A 25,013-nucleotide genomic window follows, 5' to 3' on the forward strand; every position below is an offset into this window, starting at 1 on the left:
TTTTGGTCGAATGGATTGTGAAACTCGAGCGGTCCGGGCCATTCTGGACGGCCCTCGGGTTCTTTGGTGTTTCCTAGGCTGAACAAAATACCCGTGGCGCTGCAGCAGATTGTTGAACAAACCGTGACCGGACTGGGCTATGACCTCGTGGAGGTCGAGCGCTCGGCCGGCGGCCTGCTGCGCGTGACCATCGACTGGCCCTGGCAGGCGCCCGTCGAAGGCGCGGCGCCGGCGCCCGAGCAGTTCGTGACGGTGGAGGACTGCGAAAAGGTCACGCGCCAGCTGCAGTTTGCCCTGGAGGTCGACGCAGTGGATTACGTCCGCCTGGAAGTCTCCTCGCCCGGCATCGACCGGCCGCTGCGCGGTGAGCTCGACTTCGTGCGCTTTGCCGGCGAGGTGATCGACATCGTCCTCAAGGAGCCGATCGGCGCTGCGGCGGGCGGCCAGGTGGCGGCCAACCGCAAGAAGTTCCGCGGCGAGCTGTCGCGGTCGCCCGAGGGTGGCTGGCAGATCGTCTGGAGCGACGAGCCGCCGCCCAAGCCAGGCCAGAAAGTGAGCAAGAAGCGGGTGCCCGCGCCGCTGCAGGTGCTGGGCTTCACGCTCGATGAACTGCGCGAGGCGCGTCTGGCGCCCATCGTTGATTTCAAGGGAAGGGGCGCGGCGCCAGGTCGCTGACCGGCTGCTGGCGGGAACCAGGGATGGTGCCGGGGTGCAGTGCAGTCCGGCCTAGGAATGAAATAGGAGAGTCGTGGCATGAATCGCGAATTGTTGATGTTGGTGGAAGCCATTTCGCGCGAGAAGAACGTCGAGCGCGACGTGGTGCTGGGCGCGGTCGAGGCGGCATTGGCCCAGGCCACCAAGAAGCTGTACGAAGGCGACGTCGATATCCGTGTGGCGGTGGACCGCGACAGCGGCCAGTACGAGACCTTCCGCCGCTGGCTGGTGGTGCCCGACGATGCCGGCCTGCAGAACCCGGACGCCGAAGAGCTGCTGATGGACGCGCAGGAGCGCGTGCCCGGCATCCAGGTGGGTGAGTACATCGAGGAGCCTGTGGAGTCCGTGCCCATAGGCCGCATCGGCGCCATGGCGGCCAAGCAGGTCATCCTGCAGAAGATCCGTGACGCCGAGCGCGAGATGCTGCTCAACGATTTCATGTCGCGCGGCGAGAAGATCTTCACCGGTACCGTCAAGCGCATGGACAAGGGCGACCTCATCGTCGAGTCCGGGCGCGTGGAAGGGCGCCTGCGCCGCAGCGAGATGATCCCGAAGGAAAACCTGCGCACCGGCGACCGCGTGCGCGCCATGATCATGGAGGTGGACCTGACGCTGCGCGGCGCGCCCATCATCCTCTCGCGCTCGGCACCCGAGTTCATGATGGAGCTGTTCCGCCACGAGGTTCCCGAGATCGAGCAGGGCCTGCTGGAGATCAAGAGCTGCGCGCGCGACCCCGGTAGCCGCGCCAAGATCGCCGTGCTCTCGCACGACCGCCGCGTGGACCCCATCGGCACCTGCGTGGGGGTGCGCGGCACGCGCGTCAACGCCGTCACCAACGAGCTCGCCGGTGAGCGCGTGGACATCGTGCTGTGGTCCGAGGACCCGGCCCAGTTCGTCATCGGCGCCCTGGCGCCGGCCAACGTGCAGTCCATCGTCGTGGACGAGGAAAAGCACGCCATGGACGTGGTGGTGGACGAGGAAAACCTGGCGATCGCCATCGGCCGCGGCGGCCAGAACGTGCGCCTGGCCTCCGACCTGACCGGTTGGAAGATCAACATCATGGACGCCGCCGAATCCGCGCAAAAGCACGCCAACGAGACCGAGGCGGCACGCCGCCTGTTCATGGAAAAGCTCGACGTGGACCAGGAAATTGCCGACATCCTCATCGAGGAAGGCTTCTCCAGCCTGGAGGAAGTGGCCTATGTGCCGCTGCAGGAAATGCTGGAGATCGAGTCCTTCGACGAAGAAACCGTCACCGAGCTGCGTGCCCGTGCCAAGGATGCGCTGCTGACCATGGAAATCGCGCGTGAGGACAGCGTCGAGAGCGTTTCGCAGGATCTGCGCGACCTCGAGGGCGTGACCTCCGAGCTCATTGCCAAGCTGGCCGAGGGCGGCGTGCACACGCGCGACGACCTGGCCGATCTGGGCGTGGACGAGCTGACCGAACTCACCGGCCAGACCGAGGAAGAAGCCAAGGCCTTGATCATGAAGGCGCGTGAACACTGGTTCACGGGGCAGGAATAAGGGGCAGGGAGGAACGAATCCAATATGAGTAACACTGTTGCCGAGTTCGCTGGCGAACTCAAGAAAACCCCCGAAATCCTGCTCGAACAGCTCAAGTCTGCAGGCGTGGTCAAGACCTCGCCGGCCGATGTGCTGACCGAGGCGGACAAGCAAAAACTGCTGGCCCACCTGCAGGCCAGCCACGGCGTGGCGCAGGGCGATCGCAAGAAGATCACCTTGGTCACCCGTTCCACGTCGGAGATCAAGCAGGCCGATGCCACGGGCAAGGCGCGCACCATCCAGGTCGAGGTGCGCAAGAAGCGCACCTTCGTCAAGCGTGACGAGGCGGCCGAGGCCGCAGCGGCGCCCGAGCAGCCGGAACAGCTGGAGCAGCCCGAAGCGCAGCAGCAGGCCGAACTGGTGCGCCGCGAAGAAGAGGCGCGCCACCAGGCCGAGCTGATCGGCCGCCAGGAAGAGGAACTGGCCGCCCAGCGCCGCGAGCGCGAGGAGCGTGAGCGCCGCGAGCGCGAGGCCGAGGAGCGCGCCGCCGCCTACGCGGCCCAGGAGGCCGAGAAGAAGGCCCAGGCCCAGGCGGCCCGCCAGGAGGCCACGCGCGAGCAGCAGGCCGAGGCAGCGGCGCGCGCCGCCGCCCTGGCCGAGGCACGCGCCAAGGCCGACGCTGAAGCCCAGGCCCGCGCGGCCGAGGAGGCCTCGCGCGCCAAGGACCTCGAAGAGCGCCGCCGCAAGGCGCTGGAAGAGGCTGCCGCCATCCGCTCCATGATGTCGGCGCCGGCCAAGGTGCTCGTGGCCAAGAAGCCCGAGGAGCCCAAGCCCGCGCCCCGTGCCACGACCGCCGAAGCCAAGAAGGGTACGCTGCACAAGCCTGCCACCACCCCCGCCAGCACGGGCGCGGCCCGTGGGGCGACCGCGGGTGCAGGGGCCGGCAAGGAAGTCAAGTCGGCCAAGCTGTCTTCGAGCTGGGCCGGCGAGCCGAGCAAGAAGAAGGAAATCAAGACGCGCGGCGACACCGGCGGCGCCGCGCGCGGCAGCGCCTGGCGCGCGGGCGGCCCCAAGGGCGGCCGCCGCGGCGGCGACCGCGACGAGCAGCGCCAGGCGGCCGCACCGGTCGAGGCGCGCGTCATCGAGGTGCACGTGCCCGAGACCATCACCGTGGCCGAGCTGGCGCACAAGATGGCCATCAAGGCGTCCGAGGTCATCAAGGCGCTGATGAAGATGGGCCAGATGGCCACCATCAACCAGCCGCTGGACCAGGACACGGCCATGATCGTGGTCGAGGAAATGGGCCACAAGGCCGTGGTGGCGGCGCTGGACGACCCCGAGGCCTTCACCGCCGAGGAAGCCGCGCAGCACGAAGCCGAGGTGCTGCCGCGTGCGCCCGTGGTCACCGTCATGGGCCACGTGGACCACGGCAAGACCTCGCTGCTGGACTACATCCGCCGCACCAAGGTCGCCTCGGGCGAGGCGGGCGGCATCACCCAGCACATCGGTGCCTACCACGTGGATACGCCGCGCGGCACCGTGACCTTCCTCGACACCCCGGGCCACGAGGCCTTCACCGCCATGCGTGCGCGCGGCGCCCAGGCCACCGACATCGTCATCCTGGTGGTCGCGGCCGACGACGGCGTCATGCCCCAGACCAAGGAAGCCATCAAGCACGCCAAGGCGGCGGGCGTGCCCATCGTCGTGGCCATCACCAAGGCCGACAAGCCCGAGGCCAACCCGGACCGCGTCAAGCAGGAGCTGGTGGTCGAGGAGGTCGTGCCCGAAGAATACGGCGGCGACTCGCCCTTTGTGCCCGTCTCCTCCAAGACCGGCATGGGCATCGACGAACTGCTCGAGCAGGTGCTGCTGCAGGCCGAGGTGCTGGAGCTCAAGGCCCCGGTGGACGCCATGGCCAAGGGCCTGGTCATCGAAGCCCAGCTCGACAAGGGCCGCGGCCCCGTGGCCACGGTGCTGGTGCAGTCGGGCACGCTCAAGGTGGGCGACGTGGTGCTGGCCGGCCAGACCTATGGCCGCGTGCGCGCCATGCTCGACGAGAACGGCAAGGCGACCAAGGAAGCCGGGCCTTCGATTCCCGTGGAGATCCAGGGCCTGTCCGACGTGCCCCAGGCGGGCGACGACTTCATGGTCATGCAGGACGAGCGCCGCGCCCGCGAGATCGCCACCTACCGCGCCGGCAAGTTCCGCAACACCAAGCTGGCCAAGCAGCAGGCGGCCAAGCTGGAGAACGTGTTCTCCGAGATGACGGCGGGCGAGGTCAAGTACCTGCCCATCATCATCAAGTCCGACGTGCAGGGCTCGCAGGAGGCGCTGGCCACCTCGCTGCTCAAGCTCTCGAACGAGGAGATCAAGGTCCAGCTCGTCTACGCAGGCGTGGGCGGCATCAGCGAGAGCGACATCAACCTCGCCATCGCCTCCAAGGCCATCGTCATCGGTTTCAACGTGCGTGCCGACGCCGGCGCGCGCAAGACGGCCGAGGCCAACGATGTGGACATCCACTACTACAACATCATCTACGACGCGGTGGATGAGTTGAAGGCGGCCATGTCCGGCATGCTGGCGCCCGAGCAGCGCGAAGAGGCGCTCGGCACGGCCGAGATCCGCACGGTGTTCGTGGCCTCCAAGATCGGCACGGTGGCGGGCTCGTACATCACCTCGGGCCAGGTCACGCGCGGCTGCAAGTTCCGCCTGCTGCGCGACAACGTGGTCATCTACACGGGCGATGTCGATTCGGTGCGCCGTTTGAAGGACGATGTCAAGGAAGTCAAGGAAGGCTTCGAGTGCGGTATCAAGCTGCGCAACTACACCGACATCAAGGAAGGCGACGAGCTCGAGTTCTTCGAGATCAAGGAAATCGCGCGCACGCTCTGAGGCACATCCATGGCAGCGAAGAAGCCTTCCACGACCCATCGCGGCTTCAAGGTGGCCGACCAGATCCAGCGTGATCTGGCCGAGCTCATCCGCGAGCTCAAGGACCCGCGCATCGGCATGGTCACGCTGCAGAGCGTGGAGGTCACGCCCGACTATGCCCATGCCAAGGTGTTCTTCAGCGTGCTCGTGGGCGATGGCGCACAGACGCAGGAGGCCTTGAACCAGTCGGCAGGTTTTCTGCGCAACGGCCTGTTCAAGCGCCTGCACATCCATACCGTGCCCACGCTGCACTTCGTGTACGACCGCACCACCGAGCGGGCCGCGGACATGAATGCGCTCATCGCGCGCGCCGTGGCCTCGCGCTCCAAGGACGACGACGCCCATGACTGAGCGCGCTCCCCGCACCCGGGTGCAGCGGCGCCCGGTGCACGGAGTGCTGCTGCTCGACAAACCCCTGGGCCTGTCCAGCAACGACGCCTTGCAAAAGGCCAAGTGGCTGCTGCGCGCCGAAAAGGCGGGCCACACGGGCACGCTCGACCCGCTGGCCAGCGGCGTGCTGCCGCTGTGCTTTGGCGCGGCCACCAAGTTCAGCCAGCTGCAGCTCGATGCGCCCAAGACCTACGAGGCCATCGCGCTGCTGGGCGTGACCACCACCACGGGCGACGCCGAGGGCGATGTGCTCGAACGCCGGCCCGTCGATGCCGCGGCGCTCACCCCCGCGCGCCTGGCGGCCGTGCAGGCGCAGTTCACCGGCCCCATCCGCCAGGTGCCGCCCATGCACAGCGCCCTGAAGAAGGACGGCAAGGCCTTGTACGAGTACGCGCGCGCCGGCCTGGAGGTCGAGCGCCCCGCGCGGGAGGTGGTGATTCATGCATTGAATCTGACCCTGACGCAGACGGAGCAAGCGCAACCAGCTATCAAAATCGTAGTGCACTGCAGCAAGGGCACCTACATCCGCACCCTGGGCGAGGACATCGGCGCGGCCCTGGGCTGCGGCGCGCACCTGACGTTTCTGCGCCGCATCGGGACGGGGGGCATCCCGGTGGAGCGCTGCGTCACGCTGGCGCAGCTCGAAGCCATGGACGAGGACCAGCGCCTGGCCTGCCTGCAGCCGGTGCAGGCGCTGCTGGCCGGGCACACCGCCATCGTGCTGGACGAGCAGGACGCCGGGCGCTTTCTCTCGGGACTGCGCCGGCGCGGCCCCTGGCCGGACGCCCCGGCCGTGGCCGTGTACGCGCAGCAGCCGCGCGCCCTGCTGGGCGTGGGCCATGTGCTGCGCGGCGAACTCATCCCGGATCGCCTGCTGAGCCCGGTGGAAATCCAGCAAATCTTGCAACAAGGCGCGCCGCGCGCCGAAAACGCGGCACATTGAAAGCATCAACGCCATGAGCAAACAAATCCGCAACATCGCCATCATCGCCCACGTGGACCACGGCAAGACCACCATGGTCGACCAGTTGCTGCGCCAGTCCGGCACCTTCGCGGCCCACGAGAAGGTGGTCGATACCGTGATGGATAACAACGCCATCGAGCGCGAGCGCGGCATCACCATCCTGGCCAAGAACTGCGCCGTGAGCTGGAAGGACACGCACATCAACATCCTCGACACGCCCGGCCACGCGGACTTCGGCGGCGAGGTGGAGCGCGCCCTGTCCATGGTGGACGGCGTGGTGCTGCTGATCGACGCGCAGGAGGGCCCGATGCCGCAGACGCGCTTCGTGACCAAGAAGGCGCTGGCCCTGGGCCTCAAGCCCATCGTGGTGGTCAACAAGGTGGACAAGCCCGGCGCGCGCCCCGACTACGTGGTCAACGCCGCCTTCGACCTGTTCGACAAGCTGGGCGCCACCGACGAGCAACTGGACTTTCCCGTGGTCTATGCCTCGGGCATCAACGGCTGGAGCGCGCTGGAGCAGGGCGAGCCCGGCGAGCAGTGGGGCCCCGACATGTCGGCCCTGTTCGACACCATCTTGCAGCACGTGCCTTCGGTCAAGGGCGACCCCAGCGCGCCGCTGCAGATGCAGATCTCGGCGCTGGACTATTCCACCTTCGTGGGCCGCATCGGCGTGGGCCGCATCACCCAGGGCACGCTGCGCGCGGGCCAGGAGGTGCTGGTCATGGCCGGTACCGACGGCCCCAGCTACAAGGGCCGCGTGAACCAGATCCACCAGTTCCAGGGCCTGGACCGCGTGCAGGTGAGCGAGGCCGGCCCGAGCGAGATTGTGCTCGTCAACGGCCTCGAGAACGTGGGCATCGGCGAGACCCTCACTGATCCCGCCAACCCCGCGCCCCTGCCCATGCTCAAGATCGACGAGCCCACGCTGACCATGAACTTCTGCGTGAACACCTCGCCGCTGGCGGGCCGCGAAGGCAAGTTCGTGACCAGCCGCCAGATCTGGGACCGCCTGCAAAAGGAGCTGCGCTCCAACGTGGCGCTGCGCGTCAAGGAGACCAGCGAGGACGGCGTGTTCGAGGTCTCGGGCCGCGGCGAGCTGCACCTGACCATCCTGCTCGAAGAAATGCGCCGCGAGGGCTACGAGCTGGCCGTCTCCAAGCCGCGCGTGGTGTTCAAGGACATCGACGGCGTCAAGTGCGAGCCCATCGAAATGGTCACGGCCGACATCGAGGAAGGCCACCAGGGCGGCGTGATGCAGGCCCTGGGCGAGCGCAAGGGCGAGCTGGTGAACATGGAGCCGGACGGCCGCGGGCGCGTGCGCCTGGAGTACCGCATCCCGGCGCGCGGCCTGATCGGCTTCTCCAACGAGTTCCTCAACCTGACGCGCGGCTCGGGCCTGATCAGCAACATCTTCGACGGCTACGAGCCCTACAAGGGCGAGATCGCCAGCCGCAAGAACGGCGTGCTGATCTCCATGGACGACGGCGAGATCTTCACCTACGCGCTGGGCAAGCTTGACGACCGCGGCCGCATGTTCGTGCGCGCCGGCGACCCGGTGTACGAGGGCATGATCGTGGGCATCCACAGCCGCGACAACGACCTGGTGGTCAACGCCACGCGCACCAAGCAGCTCACCAACTTCCGCGTCTCGGGCAAGGAAGACGCGATCAAGATCACCCCGCCCATCGAGCTGACGCTGGAGTACGGCGTGGAGTTCATCGAGGACGACGAGCTCGTCGAGATCACGCCCAAGAGCATCCGTCTGCGCAAGCGCTTCCTGAAGGAGCACGAGCGCAAGCGCGCCAGCCGCGAGTGATGTGCGCGCCATGGTGCCCTTGCCGCAGCCCCCTGAGACCCTGAGCCACCGCCGGGCGGTCTGGCTCATGGTGGCCGTGACGCTGATGTGGTCCATCGCCGGGGTGGTCACGCGCCACCTCGAGCATGCGCGCAGCTTCGAGGTGACCTTCTGGCGCAGCCTGTTCACGCTGCTGGCCCTGCTGCTCATCCTGCCGCTGGCGCAGGGCAGGGCGGCGTTCACCACGCTGCGCGGCGGCGGGCGGGCGCTGTGGGTCTCGGGCCTGTGCTGGAGCGTGATGTTCACCGCCTTCATGGTGGCCATCATCCTCATGCCCGTGGCCAATGTGCTGGTCACCATGGCCGTGGGGCCGCTGCTCACGGCATTGTTTGCCTGGGCCTTTATCGGTCACCGCATCGCGCCGCGCACCTGGGCCGCCATCGCCCTGGCGGGCGCCGGCATTGCCGGCATGTACGGCACACAGATGGCGGGCCTGCCCATGGCGGGCACTCTGGTGGCGCTGTGCGTGCCGCTGGCCGCCGCCGTCAACTGGACGGTGGTGCAGCACGCGCAGCAGCAGGGCCACGCCGTCAACCTCATGCCCGCCGTGCTCATCGGCGCCGTGCTCTCCGCCCTGGCCACGCTGCCGCTGGCCTGGCCCCTGCAGGCCACGGGCCGCGACCTGGCGCTGCTGGCGCTGCTGGGCGTGGTGCAACTGGCCATTCCCTGCGTGCTGGCGGTGCGCTGCGGGCGTGTGCTCAAGGCGCCGGAGATGGCCCTGCTCGGGCTGCTCGAAGTGATTTTCGGCATTCTGCTGGCGTGGGTGGGCGCGGGCGAGCGCCCGGCCCCCGCCGTGCTGCTGGGTGGCGCGCTGGTCATCGGCGCGCTGGTGTTCAACGAGATATTGGCTTGGAAGGAAGAAAAATGATGGAGATGAACGGCGAGGTGCTCGCCCAGGTGCGCGGCCAGGTCGGCCTGATCACGCTCAACCGCCCCAAGGCGCTCAATGCGCTGTCGCTGGGCATGGTGCGCGACCTCATGACCGTGCTGCTCGCCTGGCAGAACGACCCGCGCGTGCTGGCCGTGGCCATCCGCGGCAGCAACAAAGAGGGCCCGTTCGGCGCCTTCTGCGCGGGCGGCGACATCCGCTTCCTGCACCAGGCGGGCAGCACGGGCAACCCGGAGATCGAGGATTTCTTCACCGAGGAATACGCCCTCAACCACCTGATCCACAACTACGCCAAGCCCTACATCGCCTTCATGGACGGCATCGTCATGGGCGGCGGCATGGGCATCAGCCAGGGCGGCAGCCTGCGCATCGTCACCGAGCGCACGAAGATGGCCATGCCCGAGACGGCCATCGGCCTGTTCCCGGACGTGGGCGGCGGCTACTTCCTCTCGCGCTGCCCCGGCCACGTGGGCGAATGGCTGGCCCTCACGGGCGACACCATCGGCGCGGGCGACGCCATTGCCTTCGGCCTGGCTGACGGCCTGCTGCCGGCCGATCAGCAGGCCGCCGTGTGGGAGGCCCTGGCCACCCAGCCGTTTGCCGATGGATCGGAGGTGCAGGCCTTTGTCGCAGAAAAATTGATAGCTGCTGACGCTGCATTGGCGGGCGTCAGAGGCCAAATTGACCAATATTTTTCTTTGCCCAGCGTGGGCGCCATCGTGGGCGCCCTGGAGGCGGCAGTGGGCGACTGGGAACGCGCCACCGCCGCCACGCTGCGCAAGCGCTCGCCGCTGATGCTGCACGTGGTGCTGGAGCAGATCCGCCGTGCGCGCGGCATGGGCCTGGCCGACGACCTGCGCATGGAGCGCGACATGGTGCGCCACTGCTTCTTCCTGCGCCCGGGCCAGAGCGAGACGGTGGAAGGCATCCGCGCCCTGGCCGTGGACAAGGACCACAGTCCGCGCTGGGAGCCGGCACGCATCGAGGAGGTGGCGCCTGAGCTCGTGGCCTCGTTCTTCGTCAGTCCCTGGCCGGTGCACGCGCACCCGCTGGCCGCGCTGCGCTGAGACGGCTCACAGCTGCTGGTGCACGGCCGTGGCCAGCGCCAGCAGGGCATCGCGCGCCAGCGGCCCGCTGAGGGCGTAGCCAAAGCCCTGGTCGCGCCAGTAAAAGGCGGGTACGGGGCCGTCGGTGTACAGGCGGAAGGCGGTGGTGCCGGCGTCGTCCGCGCCGGTACCGGCCCGGGCGCCATCGAGCGCGCCCAGGTAGAGGGTGATGCGCTGGCCCGCCGCGTTCTGGTACATGAATTGCGCGCGTGCGCCGCTCTCGCCGGGCAGCAGGCGCCCGCCCACCAGCTCGAAACCCTGGGACGCGAGCACGGGCAGCTTCAGAGGCCGGCCCAGCCGCTTGGACAGCCACTGCACCAGGTGCTCCTGCTGCGCGGCCGCCACTTCGACCGGATGGCGCTGCTCCGTCTGGTAGACGGCGTGGGCCACGGCTGCCTGCTGGGCAAAGCGCTGAGCGCCCGCCAGGAGCATCGGGGCGGAAGCGGGTTCGCCAGGCCACTGCCCGCGCAACCCCCAGCCCAGGCCAAAGGCCAGCAGCACCGAGGCGGCCATGCCGCCCCAGCGCCAGAGCTGGGCCTGCCGGTCATGCAGGGCCTGCAGCCGGGCGGCCGCCGTGCGCAGCGGCTCGGGCGCAGGCTCGTCCGCCAGGGCTGCGTGCAGGCCGCGCAGGCGTTCGCGCTGCGCCGTCCAGTGCGCCAGGCGCTCGGCGGCGCTGGCGTCCAGGCGCGCGCGCACGGCCTGGGCGCGCTCCGGCGGCAACTGGCCGTCCGCCAGGGCGTGCAGGTCGTTCTCGTCGAGGGGGCGGGGGGAGCGGTCGGGCATGGTGGTCAGGGCTTCATTTGAGCCGGCGCAGGGCAGGCGCCTGGGCCTGCGCCGCGGCAGGGTCCATGAGTTCACGCAGGCGGGCCCGGGCGCGCGCGAGCCGCGACATGACCGTGCCCACGGGGATGTGCAGCACGCGCGCGGCGTCGGCGTAGGCCATGTCTTCAAGCACCACGAGCAGCAGCACGGCGCGCTGATCGGCCGGCAGGCGCAGCAGGCAGCGCTCCAGGTCCAGCGCGCCGTCCGTGTCGCGCACCGGTGCCTGCAGCCCCTCGTGCAGGGTGTCGATGTCGACCACCTGCAAGGGCGGGGCGCCGCGCCGCTGGTTCAGGTAGAGATGGTGCATCAGCGTGAACAACCAGGCGCGCAGGTTGCTGCCCGTGCGCCAGAGCAGCCATTTGCGGCAGGCGCGCTCCAGGGTGTCCTGCACCAGATCGTCGGCGGCCCAGGCGTCGCCCGTGAGCACGCGCGCATAGCGCCGCAGGGCGGGCACGTGGTCGATGATCCGGTGGTGGTCCATGGAGAGCGCCGCGGCGTTCAGGGCTTGGCCGCGCGCCAGACCTGGTTCACGCCGTCGCCGGTCTTGTCGCCCGGCTTGGCGTCCTTGCTCCAGTAGTACAGCGGCTTGCCCTTGTAGGCGAGCTGCATGCTGCCGTCATCGCGCGTGACCACGCTGTAGTCGCCGCCCGGGGCCGGGCCCTCGGCCTTGAGCGGCGGCCAGTTGGTGGCGCAGGGGCCATTGCAGACGGACTTGCCGCTGCCCGCCATGTCGCGGTCGAAGGTGTAGAGCGTCATGCCGTTGGGGCCGACCAGGACGCCGTCCTGTTCCTTGACCTGGGCATGGGGCATGGACTGGCAGCCGGCCAGCACCAGGGCGGCCATCATGAAACCGAGTTTTTTCATCGTGTATCTCCGGTGGGGTGCCGGCCGCGCGGGATGGCGGCCATGCATGCGGACAAACACCGGGCCGGCGCGGTTTATTCCATGGTCCGGCAAAAAAATTCGGGCCGTCAGCGGTTGCGGCTCTTCATGGCGCGCTCGACCTCGCGCTTGCCCTCGCGCTCCTTGATGGTGTCGCGCTTGTCGTGCTCGGCCTTGCCCTTGGCCAGGGCGATGTCGCATTTCACGTAACCGTTCTTCCAGTGCAGGTTCAGCGGCACCAGGGTGTAGCCTTTTTGCTCCACCTTGCCGATGAGGCGGCGGATGTCGTCCTTCTTGAGCAGGAGCTTGCGGATGCGCGAGGCCTCGGGGTTCACGTGCGTGGAGGCGGTCTTGAGCGGGTGGATCAGGCAGCCGATGAGGTAGAGCTCGCCGTCCTTGATGATCACATAGCCGTCGGTGAGCTGCACCTTGCCTTCGCGCAGGGCCTTGACTTCCCAGCCTTGCAGCACCACGCCGGCCTCGTGGCGTTCCTCGAAGAAATAATTGAAGGCCGCTTTTTTGTTGTCGGCGATGCGGGAGGAAGTATCAGGTTTCTTGGCCATGGATCTCTAGGGCGGGTGCCGCCGCGAAAATGACGCTTTCCCTACAATCGGCACCCAACCCCCGATTCTAGATTCGTGCGCCCCCTGGCGCGGCGCGCGGTCTGGCAGGTGCCGCGCTGACATGAAAACCGTCCAAAAATCCGTACTCATCTGGTACAGCCCGCAGGAGATGTTCGATCTTGTCACGGCCGTGCACCACTACCCCCAGTTCCTGCCCTGGTGCGACCATGCGCGCGTGCTCGAGCAGGACGGCAGCAGCATGCTGGCCGAGGTGGGCATCGCACTGAGCGGCGTGCGCCAGAGCTTTGTCACGCGCAATCTGCATGAGCCGGGGCGGCGTGTGCAGATGCAGCTCGTCAAGGGGCCGTTCTCCCGCCTTGATGGCGACTGGCATTTTCACAGCGTGGGCGACGGCAGCCAGCGCGCGGCGCGTGTGGAGCTGTACCTGAACTACGGCTTCGACAGCGCCACCCTCTCCAGGTTGGTCGGGCCGGTATTCGACCGCATTGCGGCCAGCATGGTCGATGCGTTCGTCAAGCGCGCGCAGCAGGTCTATGGTTGAGGGCGACAGCGCTCCGGTGCTGCACGTGGTGCTGGCGTGCGCCCTGGCCCCGGGAGAAGTGCTGCAGCATCCCTTGGAGCTGCCCGTGGGCGCCACGGTGGCCGATGCCCTGGCCCAGGCGCATGCGCGCGGACTGTGCCCGGTGCCGCCGGCCGCCTGCGGCATCTGGGGCAAGGTGGTCAAGCCTGATGCGCTGCTGCATGAGGGCGACCGGCTGGAACTCTATCGGCCGCTCACCGTGGACCCCAAGCTCGCCCGGCGCCAGCGCTTTGCGCGCCAGGGGGCGCGCGGTGCCGGCCTGTTTGCCCGCCGCCGGCCCGGGGGCAAGCAGGGTTATTGAGAGCGCGAGGCTGGCGCTCAGCGCCGGCAATCGCTGTCGATCACGCCCTGGATGCGCTTGAGCTCGGCGCTGCGCGCGGCTTCGTCCATGAAGATCAGCTCGCCCTGGGCGTTGGCCTGACGCAGGGGTTTGCCCGATTCGATGGTGAGCTTGGCCGCCTTGGCGCGCTCGCAGTTGTCGGCGCGGGCCTTGGCCAGCTTGTCTTCCTCGGCCTTCTTTTTGGCGGCTTCCTCGGCTTCGGCCTGGGCCTTCTTCTTTTCCAGCTCCTTGTCCTTGCCGGCCGCTGCCGCGCTGCTGGCAGCGGCGGTGGGCGGTACAGCGGCGGCGGCCGGGGCGGCGTCGCTGGCGGGCTGCGCCGCAGCCACGGGAGCGCTGTGGCGCGGCTGTTTCAGGATCTTGTTCTGCGGAACGTCTTGCGGCGGCGGGCGGTCGCTGAAGACCTTGCGGCCATCCTTGTCTATCCATTGCCATTGGGCCAGGGCACTGGTGCAGGCCAGGCACAGGGCGGCCAGCAAGAGAGTGGGGTGCGATTTCATGCATCCAAGTGTATCGCCCGCCCCGCGCCGGCGGGCAGGCGTTGCAGATGGGTACAATTCCTCTTTTGGAGCCTATTCATGCGCCTACTCGGAAAAGCGCTCACCTTCGACGATGTGTTGCTGGTGCCGGCGTACTCCCAGGTCCTGCCCAAGGACACTTCCCTTGCCACGCGCTTCACGCGCGACATCACGCTCAACCTCCCGCTCGTGTCCGCCGCCATGGACACCGTCACCGAAGCGCGCCTGGCGATCGCCATCGCCCAGGAAGGCGGCATCGGTGTGATACACAAGAACATGACGGCCGAGCAGCAGGCGGCCGAGGTGTCCAAGGTCAAGCGCCACGAGTCCGGCGTGGTGCACGACCCCGTGGTCATCACGCCCCAGCACACGGTGTTGCAGGTGCTCGAACTGTCCGAGAACCTGGGCATTTCCGGTTTTCCGGTGTGCGACGGCGGCAAGGTGGTGGGCATCGTCACCAGCCGCGACGTGCGCTTCGAGACGCGCTACGACGTCAAGGTCAGCCAGATCATGACGCCGCGCGAAAAGCTGATCACCGTCAACGAAAAGGACGGCACCACGCCCGCCCAGGCCAAGCAGCTTCTGAACAAGCACAAGCTCGAGCGCCTGCTGGTGGTCAATGACGCCTTCGAGCTCAAGGGCCTCATCACCGTCAAGGACATCAACAAGCAGACCACCTTCCCCAACGCTGCGCGCGACGCTGCGGGCAGCCTGCGCGTGGCCGCCGCCGTGGGCGTGGGCGTGGGCACCGAGGAGCGCGTGGCGCTGCTGGTCAAGGCCGGCGTGGACGCCATCGTCGTGGACACGGCCCATGGCCACAGCAAGGGCGTGATCGACCGCGTGCGCTGGGTCAAGCAGAACTACCCGCAGGTGCAGGTCATCGGCGGCAACATCGCCACGGGCGCCGCCGCACGCGCGCTGGTCGAGGCCGGGGCCGACGCCGTCAAGGTGGGCATAGGCCCGGGTTCGATCTGCACCACGCGCATCGTTGCTGGCGTGGGCGTGCCGCAGATCATGGCCATCGACAGCGTGGCCCAGGCGCTCAAGGGCACGGGCGTGCCGCTGATCGCCGACGGCGGCATCCGCTACTCCGGCGACATCGCCAAGGCCCTGGCGGCCGGTGCGAGCGCCGTGATGATGGGCGGCATGTTCGCCGGCACCGAGGAGGCGCCCGGCGAGGTCATCCTCTACCAGGGCCGCTCGTACAAGAGCTACCGCGGCATGGGCTCCATCGGCGCCATGCAGCAGGGCAGCGCGGACCGCTATTTCCAGGAATCGACGACCGGCAACCCCAACGCCGACAAGCTCGTGCCCGAGGGCATCGAAGGCCGCGTGCCCTACAAGGGCTCGATGGTGTCCATCGTCTTCCAGATGGCGGGCGGTGTGCGTGCTGCCATGGGCTATTGCGGCTGCGCCACCATCCAGGAGATGAATGACAAGGCCGAGTTCGTCGAGATCACGGCCGCCGGCATCCGCGAAAGCCATGTGCACGACGTGCAGATCACCAAGGAAGCCCCCAACTACCGCGCGGACTGATTCCTGCGCCGCTTTTGCAGGCCCGAACCCCAGGTGTTCGGGCCTGTGTCATTTTTCCCATGCCGGCCACCATGCAACACGACAAGATCCTCATTCTGGACTTCGGCTCCCAGGTCACCCAGCTCATTGCACGGCGCGTGCGCGAGGCGCATGTGTACTGCGAAGTGCATCCCTGCGATGTGGACAGCGACTGGGTGCGCGCCTTTGCCGCCGATGGGCGGCTCAAGGGCGTCATCCTCTCGGGCAGCCATGCCAGCGTCTACGAGGTGGACGACAAGGCGCCGGACGCCGTGTTCGAGCTGGGCATCCCCGTGCTGGGCATTTGCTATGGCATGCAGACCATGGCCCACCAGCTGGGGGGCACGGTGGAGGGTTCGCACACGCGTGAGTTCGGCTACGCCGAGGTGCGCGCCCATGGCCACACGGCGCTGCTGCAGGGCATTGAGGACTTCCGCACGCCACAGGGGCACGGCATGCTCAAGGTGTGGATGAGCCATGGCGACAAGGTCACCGGCCTGCCGCCGGGCTTCAAGCTCATGGCGTCCACGCCGTCCTGCCCCATTGCGGGCATGGCCGATGAGGACCGGCGCTTCTATGCCGTGCAGTTCCACCCCGAGGTCACGCACACGGTGCAGGGCAGGGCGCTGCTGGAGCGCTTCGTGCTGGGCATCTGCGCGGCGCAGCCCGACTGGGTGATGAAGGACCACATCGCCGAGGCCGTGGAAGCCATCCGCGCCCAGGTGGGGGACGAAGAAGTCATTCTGGGTCTCTCCGGCGGCGTGGACTCCAGCGTGGCCGCGGCGCTGATCCACCGGGCCATCGGCGACCGGCTCACCTGTGTGTTCGTGGACCACGGGCTGCTGCGGCTGCACGAGGGCGACATGGTCATGGACATGTTCGCGGGCAAGCTGCACGCCAAGGTCATCCGGGTGGATGCGAGCGCGCTGTTCCTGGGCGAACTGGCGGGCGTGAGCGACCCCGAGCAGAAACGCAAGACCATCGGCCGCCTGTTCGTCGATGTGTTCAAGGCCGAGGCGGCCAAGCTCAAGGCCGGCAGCCAGGGACACAAGGGTGCGACCTTCCTGGCGCAGGGCACCATCTACCCCGACGTGATCGAATCGGGCGGGGCCAAATCCAAGAAGGCTGTCACCATCAAGAGCCACCACAACGTGGGCGGCCTGCCCGAGCAACTGGGCCTCAAGCTGCTGGAGCCGCTGCGCGACCTGTTCAAGGACGAGGTGCGCGAGCTTGGCGTGGCCCTGGGCCTGCCGCGCGAGATGGTGTACCGCCATCCCTTCCCCGGACCGGGCTTGGGCGTACGCATCCTCGGCGAGGTCAAGAAGGAGTATGCCGACCTGCTGCGCCGTGCCGATGCCATCTTCATCGAGGAGCTGCGTGCCTGCATCGACGAGGCCACGGGCAAGAGCTGGTACGACCTCACCAGCCAGGCCTTCACCGTGTTCCTGCCCGTCAAGAGCGTGGGCGTGATGGGCGATGGCCGCACCTACGACTACGTGGTGGCGCTGCGCGCCGTGCAGACCTCGGACTTCATGACGGCCGACTGGGCCGAGCTGCCCTACGCGCTGCTCAAGAAGGTATCCAGCCGCATCATCAACGAGGTGCGCGGCATCAACCGCGTGACCTACGACGTGAGTTCCAAGCCGCCGGCGACCATCGAGTGGGAATGATTCCGCGTCTGGCACAGCCAGGCACCTGATGGCATGAAATGCCGCTAAGCCCGCGTAATTGCGGGCTTTTTTTTGTTTGTGTTTGGCACGATCTGGCAACGGGAGGAAGCGCCAAGCACCGTTTGAGCATGGCATTAAAGCTGGTATTATGGTTTGGCGATGCCATGATTGATGCCGATACCATGCTGCGTTCTTTTGTGTGTTCATGGTATTAATATTCTATAAGTTACTGTTTCGTAAGAAAAAATACGATAAATTCGAGATTTTTTCAGCATGGTATCGGAGACGAAGAAGGACAAGGTACATGCTGACCGATACCAAGCTGCGCAATCTCAAGCCCAGGGACAAACTCTACAAAGTGAATGACCGGGAAGGTCTCTATGTGGCAGTGACTCCAGCCGGCTCCATCTCGTTCCGTTACAACTACTCAATCAACGGTCGGCAGGAGACCATCACCTTTGGGCGTTATGGTGTCGGTGGCATCACCCTGGCCGAAGCCCGCGAGCTGTTGGGTGACGCCAAGAAGATGGTTGCGGCGGGCAAGTCGCCGGCCAAGGAGAAAGCCCGAGACAAGGCGCGGGTGAAAGATGCAGAGACGTTCGGTGCCTGGGCGGAGAAGTGGCTGCGTGGCTACCAGATGGCCGACTCCACCCGCGATATGCGCCGCTCGGTTTATGAGCGTGAGCTGAAGCCGAAATTCAGCAATCAGAAGCTGGTGGAGATCACCCACGAAGACTTGCGGGCGCTGGCTGATGCCATTGTTGAGCGAGGCGCACCGGCCACCGCCGTTCATGTGCGTGAAATCGTGTTGCAGGTATTTCGCTGGGCCATCGAGCGTGGGCAGAAGGTCGAAAACCCGGCAGAACTGGTGCGCCCAACAAGCATCGCTCGATTCGAGCCACGTGACCGAGCGTTGACGCCAGAAGAAATTGGGCTGATGTACCAGTACATGGAGCGAGTGGGCACAAGCCCAACAAACCGTGCGGCGGCCAAGCTGTTATTGCTGACGATGGTGCGCAAGAGCGAGCTGACCAATGCGACCTGGAGCGAGATCAATTTCAGCGAAGCGTTGTGGACGATTCCAAAGGAGCGGATGAAACGCCGTAACCCGCACCTGGTATTTCTGTCCCAGCAGGCTCTGGATATTTTCATTGCCATGAAAACCTTTGCCGGTGGTTCCGACTTCGTTTTGCCATCACGGTACGACTCGGATGCGCCGATGAGCGCTGCCACACTTAACCAGGTGCTGACGCTGACTTACAAGGCGGCGCAGAAAGATGGGAAGTCACTTACCAAGTTCGGACCGCATGATTTGCGGCGCACAGCCAGCACGCTGTTGCATGAGGCCGGCTACAACACCGACTGGATCGAGAAGTGCCTGGCGCACGAGCAGAAGGGCGTGAGGGCTGTCTACAACAAGGCTGAGTACCGCGAGCAGCGGGCGGCGATGTTGCAGGATTGGGCCGATATGATTGATGAGTGGACTTCGGGAGGCAGTAAGGGTTGATGTTTTTGCTATCTTTGATAGCATTGAAGTTGATGCCGTGAATTTATAAATAAGGCCGCCATTGGCATCGGGCAGGTCAATTACCGATTAGCTGCTTCGCGCAGCTACTCGATGAATAGCAACTATTCATTTGAGAGGTATTGACCCATGCAAAATATAAAGACCCTCATCAACAGGAAGAAGCTCCTGGAGATGATCCCGCTTTCGACACGAACAATTTATAACCTGGAGCAGCGAGGGGATTTTCCACGCCGTATCGCGTTAACCAGTAGAAATGTCGCCTGGGATTTGTCAGAGGTCGAAGAGTGGATTGAGGCACGTAAATCATCGGGTGATCAAGCTGCGCGACCTGGCCCTATAGAGGGCTAGTTATATGGCTCTTGATCTTATGGCGGCTTTCACGGAATTGCCGCCACCCATTGATTATGTTCTGCCTAATATGGTTGCTGGCACTGTTGGTGCTCTTGTGTCGCCTGGTGGGGCTGGTAAATCCATGTTGGCCCTTCAATTGGCTGCACAGATTGCAGGCGGGCCTGATTTACTTGAAATAGGCGAGTTTCCCACCGGGCAAGTGGTCTATCTGCCTGCTGAAGATCCACCGGCCGCTATTCACCATCGTCTGCACGCCCTTGGGGCACACCTCAGCGCAGCGGAACGGCAAGCCGTGGCTGATGGTTTGCTCATTGAACCCTTGATCGGTAAATGCCCAAACATCATGGCTGCTAGCTGGTTCGATGCTCTCAAACGAGCCGCTGAAGGTCGTCGCTTGATGATCTTGGACACTTTGCGGCGCTTCCACATTGAGGAGGAGAACGCTAGCGGGCCGATGGCGCAGGTTGTTGGGCACATGGAGGCCATAGCCGCTGATACAGGCTGCTCCATTGTGTTTCTGCACCACGCGAGTAAAAGCGCAGCCATGATGGGGTCGGGCGATCAACAGCAGGCCAGTCGTGGATCGTCCGTACTGGTTGATAACATCCGTTGGCAATCGTACCTATCCGGCATGACGCAAGGCGAGGCCGAGATACTGGGGGTCGATGATTGTCAGCGTGGGTATTTTGTCCGCTTTGGCGTCAGCAAGGCCAACTATGGCGCACCTTTTCAAGAACTCTGGTTTAGACGGCACGACGGCGGCGTGTTGAAGCCTGCTGTACTGGAGCGGCAGTGCAAGGTGAAAAGGAGACAGCGTGAAGAAGCCTAAGCATGACCTGACCCACGTCCGACATGATCCCGCGCACTGTTTGGCACCTGGCCTGTTCCGCAGCCTCAAGCGTGGCGATCGCAAACGCTGCAAGCTGGACGTGACCTACACCTTTGGCGAGGACGAATCCATGCGTTTCGTCGGATTCGAACCTCTCGGGGCCGATGATATGCGTCTTTTGCAAGGCATCGTGGCCCTTGGCGGCCCGAACGGCATCTTGCTAACCCCGGAACCGACCAGTGAGACGGGGCGACAGCTACGGCTATTCCTTGAACCCCGTTTCGAAGCCATTGAGCAAGACGGCTTGGTGGTTCGTGAGAGCCTGACCAAACTGCTCTCAGAAACGGGCATGACGGATAGCGGCGACAACATCAAGGCGCTCAAAGCCAGCCTGCTGCGCATGTCGAACGTCACCATCCTTGTGACGAAGGGACGGCGGCAAGCCGCGTTCCACCTGATGAGTCATGCTTTTGACGAGACGGACGGCAGGCTATGGGTTGCCCTGAATCCGCGTATTGCCGAAGCGATCCTGGGGCATCGTCCATATGCCCGTATCGACATGGCGGAAGTGCGGGTGCTACAGACTGATCCGGCACGGCTGATGCACCAACGGCTATGCGGCTGGATCGACCCCGGCAAATCCGGGCGCGTGGAACTGGACACGCTTTGCGGCTATGTCTGGCCAGATGAAGCCAATGCCGAAGCTATGAAAAAACGCCGTCAGACTGCCCGGAAGGCACTGGCCGAACTTGCCGCCGTGGGTTGGGTAGTGAACGAATACGCCAAGGGAAAATGGGAGATCAAGAGGCCTGGCCCCACGGCAACTGCACCCGTTTACCGTCGTAACGTTCCCTTGTTACCGTCGTAACGCTCCCCTTCTGCCGTCGTAACGTTCCCCGTCCCAATTTGGAAAACCCAGACGGTGCGCTGCTTTGCGGGCAGTTTGGGAAATCCATCCAAGATTATCTAAAGATAATCCATCATGCGCGGTGCAGCTCGCGCCTTGAGGGCGCGTTCTGACCTTGCCAATAAAGCCCTGGCGGGCTTTATCAATCGGCCATAGGCCGATGGTTTAACGCCAAGAAGAGAAGGCGGCTTCAGTGGCCGCTGAAACGCCTTGTGAGAGGGGAAAACAACCCGGAGTCCCTTATTCCATGAGCTGAAGCAGAATCTGCGTCTAACGGTGCTGGAGGGCCGCTGTGTGCACTTGTAGTTATCTGTACTGAAACCTTGGCTCGAAACGTGAAATGGCTAAGCAGTGCCCATTCGTTCGGTAAGAATAATAAGAAGATTATTATTCTTATTATTACCAAGCAGGAATGAGCCGTGTGTGTTGGACGCCCATAACCAGTAACCTGCGTGAAGGTGTCAACATCAGGAAAGGTTGCCCCTCAAGTATCAATACGTCGCCTTAGTGGTATGACGGGAGGGGAGGCAAATTTCTTGTGTTCATTGACACTTGAGGGGCGGGTTATGCCCTTCTTTTTTGGCGTCCAACTCGCCCCATCGGGGCGAATGGTTTGTGTCGATTGTTGGCATTTTAGGTTCCGATTTAAAGCCGATTGAGCAGCGATTTTGAAGCGACTATGTCGATTGCAGGCCGATTTGGTGACGATTACGGTTATGTTGCCAAGAATCGGTGTTTGTTTGACGATAAAACGCTTTACGTTCGATATGCGCTAGATTTTCAATAGTGGGTGAAATGCGGGCAGGATGGGTGAAGTTAGCTAACCGGCAAGCCGGTTATCTATCTTCACTGTCCCTTATTCGCGCCGGGGGCACTCAACGGGAATCCTGCCCTGCGGGGCTGATCGGCTACCGCCGGTTGCAAGAGTATAGGTCTTGCTATTTTTAATATCTTTGATAGCATGGTTGTCGGGTACACCAAAAGGGTATTGATATGGCAAATGTGCTTATCAGGAATTTACCCGCCGAGGTGCACCGTGCGTTGAAAGTTCGAGCAGCGCTCAACGATAGGAGCACCGACGCGGAAATACGCGAAATACTGACGGCGGCAGTACAGCCGCTAGAGCTTGAAGAGATTGGCCGGGAAGTTGGCTTGTCCGAAAGCGATAAAAAAACAGAGTAGTTTTACGTTTGTAAGTCCGGGCCTCAGCGCCAAGGGCAATACCGATCAGCTAGTGGCGTAGCTCTTCGATGAAACGTTGCCGAGAACAAGCACAACGCTTGGTCAAGGCAATGCCTTCTTTTCATCGACGGAGTACGACCATGAAGTCCAAAATTTTAGCGGCTAAAAAAACCGCTCTAGCCGTTGCACTCGCAACCGGCTTTATCACCACTACCACCGCCCCTGTGCAAGCTGGTATCCCCGTCATCGACGGCGGCAACCTGGCCCAGAACATCATGACGGCCATCGAGTCGGTGGCGCAGACGCTCAAGCAGATTGAGCAGTACCAGACCCAGTTGCAGCAGTACGAAAATCAGCTCCAGAACACGATGGCCCCAGCCGCGTATATCTGGGATCAGGCGCAGACTACGATCAACCGGCTGATTGCCGCGCAAAACACGCTGGCCTATTACGAGAACCAGCTAGGCAGCCTGGATCGTTACCTGGCCAAGTTTCAGGACGTGGCCTATTACCGCAGCTCGCCATGCTTCAACGGCAGCGGCGGATGCACGCCGGCCGAAAAGGCAGCGATGGAAGAGAACCGCCGCCTGGCGTCAGAGTCGCAAAAGAAGGCCAACGATGCCCTGTTCCAGACCGTTGCCGACCAGCAAAAGGCTTTGAAGGATGACGCCCGTACCCTGGAGCGGCTGCAAGGCGCGGCCCAGGGTGCAACTGGCCAGCTACAGGCCATCGGCTACGCCAACCAGCTCGCCAGCCAGCAGGCCAATCAGCTCTTGCAGATTCGCACCATGTTGACCGCCCAACACAACGCGGAGGCAGCCCGGATTGCAGCAGAACTCGATGCCGAGGCGCGAGGTGATGCCAGGGCCGAGCAAATGCGTACCTGGACGTTTCGCCCGAGTCCGGCAGACAACTACTAGGGAGGCGGTGAGATGAAAAAAATCTTTTTTACTACCGCGGCTACGTTGCTGTTGTTGGCTGGATGTGAACAGGAAAGGATGCCCGAACCAAATGCGGCGACGTGTGCCCCCGATGCGTTCCAGGCAGCACTGAATGAAATGCGCAGCGAAGCGAACCGAGAGGCCTTTACCGAGGAATGCAGAGCATTCCAGAAGGCCAAGCAGATGCGTCAGTGGGAGTTCAAGCCCAGCCCTAAAGATGATTATTGAGGTGGTCGCCATGAGAAAGAAAATTGCTCTAGGTGGCTTGATGATGGTCGCCACAATGGTGCTGGCTGAACCTGCAATGGCGCAGGAGCTAAGTAGCAGCGGTGTTATGAATGATGTGCTCAAGCGTTTTCATGATGCTGCCGCAACATGGGGGCCAGCTATTGAGTCCGCTGCATCGCGTTTGTTCTGGACGCTGGTTGTGATTTCGATGGTCTGGACATTCGGCATGATGGCTTTGCGCAAGGCCGACATTGGCGAGTTCTTCGCGGAGTTCGTTCGCTTCACGATCTTCACCGGCTTTTTCTGGTGGTTGCTGACGAATGCGAACCAGGGCATGAATATCGCCGGTACGATTGTTCAGTCATTGCAAACTCTGGGCGCGCAGGCGGGGGGACTTTCCAATAGCAATCTTGGGCCCTCCAGCATCCTTGATCTTGGTTTCGAGTTATACAACCGCACAGTACAGGCCACCTCGGAGCTGGGATGGCGGCAGATGGCAACTGCTCTGGTCATGGAGCTAATGGCCCTGGCTGTTTTGTTTGTCCTGGCGTTGATTGCGGTCAACCTGTTGCTGTTGCTCGCATCAGCCTGGATTCTGTTGTATGCCGGTGTGTTCTTCCTTGGCTTTGGTGGAAGTCGTTGGACTTCCGACATGGCGATCAATTACTACAAGACCGTGCTGGGCCTGGCCGCACAGCTTATGGCAATGGTGCTTCTGGTTGCGATTGGCAAAGAGTTCATCAATCACTACTACACGCAAATCAGCGAGAACATGGCATCCCAGGAACTGGCCGTGATGTTGGTTATATCGGTCATCTTGCTTTTCTTGGTCAACAAAGTTCCGCCGATGATTTCTGGTCTTGTGTCTGGTGGTGGTATTGGCGCAGCCGGTGGAATTGGAAACTTCGGTGCGGGTGCGGCAGTTGGGGCGGCGGTGACGGCGGCCAGTATGGCAACTGGCGGCGCTGCCCTGGCAGGTAAAGCGGTTATGGGTGCCGCAGCCGGTGCAGCCGGAGGTGCAAGTGCACTCCAAGCGGCTTTTCAGAAAGCATCAGCGAGTATGGAAACCGGCGGTGACATGTCCAGCATGGGGTCAGTTGTCAGCAGTGGCGGAAACGGTGGTGGTGAAGCGGGTACTGCTGGCAGTAGCCCATTCGCCCAAGCGGCTGGCTTTGGTGACAGCGGCAGTAGCTCAAGCGGTGGCGGCTTTGCCAAGGCCGCGAAGCTGGCCACAGGCACGGCCTCCGAGTTAGCCAAGGGTGTCGGCTCTCAAGTGAAGCAGGGATTCCAGGAGCGAGTGAGCGAAACCACAGGCGGAAAACTGGCTGCTTCGATACGCGAAAGCATGGAGCCGAAAGAAGCAAGCCAATCTGGCCAGTTCGAGGGCAATAGCTTGGGCGCCGATTCTGGCCCAGATAGTAACGAAGTCAGGAGTTAGCACGATGACGACATCAACATACATGGCCGCATTGGCGGCCCTGGATGAAGCGCCAAGGGAAGAAGTCAGCCAGGTATTTATTTCGCCGCTGGGTGATCAATCGACCGAGGTCGATGCAGAGACAGAAACAGCCGCTTTTGTATCACGGCCAGACCCTATGAGAGAGAGCGAAACTAAGCCGATAAGTATTGAGGTTAATGGCGGCAGGAATGAGCGGTCAGCATTCGCGGAGGCGGCGGGGCTGTACCTGTAGGCGCACCGGGCTGGCCACAACCAGCCCGGCACTTTCAATCAACACCTACTGGAGAGG

The 25,013-nt window shown here is 64.1% G+C and carries 26 protein-coding genes; 21 read left to right on the forward strand and 5 right to left on the reverse strand.

The window, feature by feature from the left end:
- Window positions 1–93 precede the first annotated feature (93 nt).
- From rimP to CGR01S_RS04920, 8 genes are all read left to right on the forward strand, one after another.
- Window positions 94–675, forward strand: coding sequence for a ribosome maturation factor RimP (rimP, locus tag CGR01S_RS04885; protein ID WP_042423070.1), 582 nt, complete (start codon window positions 94–96; stop codon window positions 673–675).
- Window positions 676–753: 78 nt separating this feature from the next.
- The gene (nusA, locus tag CGR01S_RS04890) at window positions 754–2,238 is read left to right on the forward strand and encodes a transcription termination factor NusA (protein ID WP_042423075.1); all 1,485 of its coding nucleotides are present in this window, start codon (window positions 754–756) and stop codon (window positions 2,236–2,238) included.
- A gap of 24 nt (window positions 2,239–2,262) precedes the next feature.
- Complete coding sequence (gene infB / locus CGR01S_RS04895; protein WP_042423078.1) at window positions 2,263–5,109, forward strand: translation initiation factor IF-2; 2,847 nt, start codon at window positions 2,263–2,265, stop codon at window positions 5,107–5,109.
- Window positions 5,110–5,118: 9 nt separating this feature from the next.
- Window positions 5,119–5,499 (forward strand): 30S ribosome-binding factor RbfA, encoded by a 381-nt coding sequence (rbfA, locus tag CGR01S_RS04900; protein ID WP_042423082.1) that lies wholly within the window; start codon window positions 5,119–5,121, stop codon window positions 5,497–5,499.
- A complete protein-coding gene (gene truB / locus CGR01S_RS04905) occupies window positions 5,492–6,481 on the forward strand; it encodes a tRNA pseudouridine(55) synthase TruB (protein ID WP_042423085.1) in 990 nt (329 codons plus the stop codon). Before rbfA ends, truB begins: the two co-directional genes overlap by 8 nt.
- A 13-nt stretch (window positions 6,482–6,494) precedes the next feature.
- The gene (typA, locus tag CGR01S_RS04910; RefSeq protein ID WP_042423088.1) at window positions 6,495–8,318 is read left to right on the forward strand and encodes a translational GTPase TypA; all 1,824 of its coding nucleotides are present in this window, start codon (window positions 6,495–6,497) and stop codon (window positions 8,316–8,318) included.
- Between the two features lie 10 nt (window positions 8,319–8,328).
- The gene (locus tag CGR01S_RS04915) at window positions 8,329–9,225 is read left to right on the forward strand and encodes a DMT family transporter (RefSeq protein WP_042423092.1); all 897 of its coding nucleotides are present in this window, start codon (window positions 8,329–8,331) and stop codon (window positions 9,223–9,225) included.
- Window positions 9,222–10,313 (forward strand): enoyl-CoA hydratase/isomerase family protein, encoded by a 1,092-nt coding sequence (locus CGR01S_RS04920; protein ID WP_042423095.1) that lies wholly within the window; start codon window positions 9,222–9,224, stop codon window positions 10,311–10,313. Before CGR01S_RS04915 ends, CGR01S_RS04920 begins: the two co-directional genes overlap by 4 nt.
- A 6-nt stretch (window positions 10,314–10,319) precedes the next feature.
- Here the strand turns inward: CGR01S_RS04920 and CGR01S_RS04925 are convergent, their stop codons facing one another.
- From CGR01S_RS04925 to smpB, 4 genes are all read right to left on the reverse strand, one after another.
- Window positions 10,320–11,135, reverse strand: a complete 816-nt coding sequence (locus CGR01S_RS04925) for an anti-sigma factor family protein (protein ID WP_042423098.1) — start codon at window positions 11,133–11,135, stop codon at window positions 10,320–10,322.
- 13 nt (window positions 11,136–11,148) lie between these two features.
- A complete protein-coding gene (locus CGR01S_RS04930; protein ID WP_042423101.1) occupies window positions 11,149–11,655 on the reverse strand; it encodes a sigma-70 family RNA polymerase sigma factor in 507 nt (168 codons plus the stop codon).
- Window positions 11,656–11,672: 17 nt separating this feature from the next.
- Window positions 11,673–12,038 (reverse strand): COG4315 family predicted lipoprotein, encoded by a 366-nt coding sequence (locus CGR01S_RS04935; protein ID WP_042423104.1) that lies wholly within the window; start codon window positions 12,036–12,038, stop codon window positions 11,673–11,675.
- A gap of 107 nt (window positions 12,039–12,145) precedes the next feature.
- Window positions 12,146–12,619 (reverse strand): SsrA-binding protein SmpB, encoded by a 474-nt coding sequence (smpB, locus tag CGR01S_RS04940; protein WP_042423108.1) that lies wholly within the window; start codon window positions 12,617–12,619, stop codon window positions 12,146–12,148.
- 121 nt (window positions 12,620–12,740) lie between these two features.
- Here smpB and CGR01S_RS04945 point away from each other — a divergent pair, with 121 nt between their 5' ends.
- Together CGR01S_RS04945 and CGR01S_RS04950 are read left to right on the forward strand one after the other, a co-directional pair.
- Window positions 12,741–13,181 (forward strand): type II toxin-antitoxin system RatA family toxin, encoded by a 441-nt coding sequence (locus CGR01S_RS04945; protein WP_042423111.1) that lies wholly within the window; start codon window positions 12,741–12,743, stop codon window positions 13,179–13,181.
- A complete protein-coding gene (locus tag CGR01S_RS04950; protein WP_042423114.1) occupies window positions 13,174–13,521 on the forward strand; it encodes an RnfH family protein in 348 nt (115 codons plus the stop codon). The genes CGR01S_RS04945 and CGR01S_RS04950 overlap by 8 nt, the downstream gene beginning before the upstream one ends.
- Before the next feature lie 17 nt (window positions 13,522–13,538).
- Here CGR01S_RS04950 and CGR01S_RS04955 read toward each other — a convergent pair whose 3' ends face one another.
- Window positions 13,539–14,057, reverse strand: coding sequence for a DUF4124 domain-containing protein (locus CGR01S_RS04955; protein WP_042423117.1), 519 nt, complete (start codon window positions 14,055–14,057; stop codon window positions 13,539–13,541).
- A 78-nt stretch (window positions 14,058–14,135) separates the two neighbouring features.
- On the opposite strand from CGR01S_RS04955, the gene guaB reads away from it, so the two are divergent.
- The 11 genes from guaB to CGR01S_RS16330 all read left to right on the forward strand — a co-directional run bounded on the left by guaB (window position 14,136) and on the right by CGR01S_RS16330 (window position 24,956).
- Complete coding sequence (gene guaB, locus CGR01S_RS04960; RefSeq protein WP_042423120.1) at window positions 14,136–15,611, forward strand: IMP dehydrogenase; 1,476 nt, start codon at window positions 14,136–14,138, stop codon at window positions 15,609–15,611.
- A gap of 71 nt (window positions 15,612–15,682) precedes the next feature.
- Window positions 15,683–17,299 carry a glutamine-hydrolyzing GMP synthase gene (gene guaA / locus CGR01S_RS04965; RefSeq protein ID WP_042423492.1) on the forward strand — a complete coding sequence of 539 codons (1,617 nt, stop codon included), beginning with the start codon at window positions 15,683–15,685 and terminating at the stop codon, window positions 17,297–17,299.
- 304 nt (window positions 17,300–17,603) lie between these two features.
- Window positions 17,604–18,806 (forward strand): tyrosine-type recombinase/integrase, encoded by a 1,203-nt coding sequence (locus CGR01S_RS16940; protein WP_000954590.1) that lies wholly within the window; start codon window positions 17,604–17,606, stop codon window positions 18,804–18,806.
- A gap of 147 nt (window positions 18,807–18,953) precedes the next feature.
- Entirely contained in the window at window positions 18,954–19,175 is a 222-nt protein-coding gene (locus CGR01S_RS16315) for a helix-turn-helix transcriptional regulator (RefSeq protein WP_001179606.1), read from the forward strand.
- A gap of 4 nt (window positions 19,176–19,179) precedes the next feature.
- A complete protein-coding gene (locus tag CGR01S_RS04975; RefSeq protein ID WP_001162384.1) occupies window positions 19,180–20,007 on the forward strand; it encodes a helicase RepA family protein in 828 nt (275 codons plus the stop codon).
- Window positions 19,994–20,875, forward strand: a complete 882-nt coding sequence (gene repC, locus CGR01S_RS04980; RefSeq protein WP_000743064.1) for a replication protein C, IncQ-type — start codon at window positions 19,994–19,996, stop codon at window positions 20,873–20,875. The genes CGR01S_RS04975 and repC overlap by 14 nt, the downstream gene beginning before the upstream one ends.
- 1,032 nt (window positions 20,876–21,907) lie before the next feature.
- Window positions 21,908–22,096 carry a FitA-like ribbon-helix-helix domain-containing protein gene (locus CGR01S_RS16320; RefSeq protein ID WP_000024442.1) on the forward strand — a complete coding sequence of 63 codons (189 nt, stop codon included), beginning with the start codon at window positions 21,908–21,910 and terminating at the stop codon, window positions 22,094–22,096.
- Between the two features lie 140 nt (window positions 22,097–22,236).
- Window positions 22,237–23,016: a P-type conjugative transfer protein TrbJ gene (trbJ, locus tag CGR01S_RS04985; RefSeq protein ID WP_000836966.1), complete on the forward strand. Its 780-nt coding sequence runs from the start codon at window positions 22,237–22,239 to the stop codon at window positions 23,014–23,016.
- A gap of 12 nt (window positions 23,017–23,028) precedes the next feature.
- A complete protein-coding gene (gene trbK / locus CGR01S_RS16325; protein ID WP_000718002.1) occupies window positions 23,029–23,265 on the forward strand; it encodes an entry exclusion lipoprotein TrbK in 237 nt (78 codons plus the stop codon).
- 10 nt (window positions 23,266–23,275) lie between these two features.
- Window positions 23,276–24,703 (forward strand): P-type conjugative transfer protein TrbL, encoded by a 1,428-nt coding sequence (gene trbL / locus CGR01S_RS04990; RefSeq protein WP_001405816.1) that lies wholly within the window; start codon window positions 23,276–23,278, stop codon window positions 24,701–24,703.
- A gap of 4 nt (window positions 24,704–24,707) precedes the next feature.
- Window positions 24,708–24,956 carry a hypothetical protein gene (locus CGR01S_RS16330; RefSeq protein ID WP_000213809.1) on the forward strand — a complete coding sequence of 83 codons (249 nt, stop codon included), beginning with the start codon at window positions 24,708–24,710 and terminating at the stop codon, window positions 24,954–24,956.
- The last annotated feature ends 57 nt before the right edge of the window (window positions 24,957–25,013 follow it).

It is taken from the genome of Comamonas granuli NBRC 101663, assembly GCF_000739995.1.
GTDB lineage: Bacteria > Pseudomonadota > Gammaproteobacteria > Burkholderiales > Burkholderiaceae_C > Simplicispira > Simplicispira granuli.

Bases quoted from the DNA above. Each gene is read 5' to 3' on its own strand.
- nusA (WP_042423075.1), top strand. From the start codon at position 754: ATGAATCGCGAATTGTTGATGTTGGTGGAAGCCATTTCGCGCGAGAAG.
- smpB (WP_042423108.1), bottom strand. From the start codon at position 12,619: ATGGCCAAGAAACCTGATACTTCCTCCCGCATCGCCGACAACAAAAAA.
- CGR01S_RS16320 (WP_000024442.1), top strand. From the start codon at position 21,908: ATGGCAAATGTGCTTATCAGGAATTTACCCGCCGAGGTGCACCGTGCG.
- guaB (WP_042423120.1), top strand. From the start codon at position 14,136: ATGCGCCTACTCGGAAAAGCGCTCACCTTCGACGATGTGTTGCTGGTG.
- CGR01S_RS04945 (WP_042423111.1), top strand. From the start codon at position 12,741: ATGAAAACCGTCCAAAAATCCGTACTCATCTGGTACAGCCCGCAGGAG.
- CGR01S_RS04915 (WP_042423092.1), top strand. From the start codon at position 8,329: ATGGTGCCCTTGCCGCAGCCCCCTGAGACCCTGAGCCACCGCCGGGCG.
- CGR01S_RS04935 (WP_042423104.1), bottom strand. From the start codon at position 12,038: ATGAAAAAACTCGGTTTCATGATGGCCGCCCTGGTGCTGGCCGGCTGC.
- CGR01S_RS16940 (WP_000954590.1), top strand. From the start codon at position 17,604: ATGCTGACCGATACCAAGCTGCGCAATCTCAAGCCCAGGGACAAACTC.
- truB (WP_042423085.1), top strand. From the start codon at position 5,492: ATGACTGAGCGCGCTCCCCGCACCCGGGTGCAGCGGCGCCCGGTGCAC.
- CGR01S_RS04930 (WP_042423101.1), bottom strand. From the start codon at position 11,655: ATGGACCACCACCGGATCATCGACCACGTGCCCGCCCTGCGGCGCTAT.
- rbfA (WP_042423082.1), top strand. From the start codon at position 5,119: ATGGCAGCGAAGAAGCCTTCCACGACCCATCGCGGCTTCAAGGTGGCC.
- CGR01S_RS04975 (WP_001162384.1), top strand. From the start codon at position 19,180: ATGGCTCTTGATCTTATGGCGGCTTTCACGGAATTGCCGCCACCCATT.
- trbK (WP_000718002.1), top strand. From the start codon at position 23,029: ATGAAAAAAATCTTTTTTACTACCGCGGCTACGTTGCTGTTGTTGGCT.
- trbL (WP_001405816.1), top strand. From the start codon at position 23,276: ATGAGAAAGAAAATTGCTCTAGGTGGCTTGATGATGGTCGCCACAATG.
- CGR01S_RS16315 (WP_001179606.1), top strand. From the start codon at position 18,954: ATGCAAAATATAAAGACCCTCATCAACAGGAAGAAGCTCCTGGAGATG.
- typA (WP_042423088.1), top strand. From the start codon at position 6,495: ATGAGCAAACAAATCCGCAACATCGCCATCATCGCCCACGTGGACCAC.
- CGR01S_RS04920 (WP_042423095.1), top strand. From the start codon at position 9,222: ATGATGGAGATGAACGGCGAGGTGCTCGCCCAGGTGCGCGGCCAGGTC.
- CGR01S_RS04950 (WP_042423114.1), top strand. From the start codon at position 13,174: ATGGTTGAGGGCGACAGCGCTCCGGTGCTGCACGTGGTGCTGGCGTGC.
- CGR01S_RS16330 (WP_000213809.1), top strand. From the start codon at position 24,708: ATGACGACATCAACATACATGGCCGCATTGGCGGCCCTGGATGAAGCG.
- trbJ (WP_000836966.1), top strand. From the start codon at position 22,237: ATGAAGTCCAAAATTTTAGCGGCTAAAAAAACCGCTCTAGCCGTTGCA.
- infB (WP_042423078.1), top strand. From the start codon at position 2,263: ATGAGTAACACTGTTGCCGAGTTCGCTGGCGAACTCAAGAAAACCCCC.
- CGR01S_RS04925 (WP_042423098.1), bottom strand. From the start codon at position 11,135: ATGCCCGACCGCTCCCCCCGCCCCCTCGACGAGAACGACCTGCACGCC.
- CGR01S_RS04955 (WP_042423117.1), bottom strand. From the start codon at position 14,057: ATGAAATCGCACCCCACTCTCTTGCTGGCCGCCCTGTGCCTGGCCTGC.
- guaA (WP_042423492.1), top strand. From the start codon at position 15,683: ATGCAACACGACAAGATCCTCATTCTGGACTTCGGCTCCCAGGTCACC.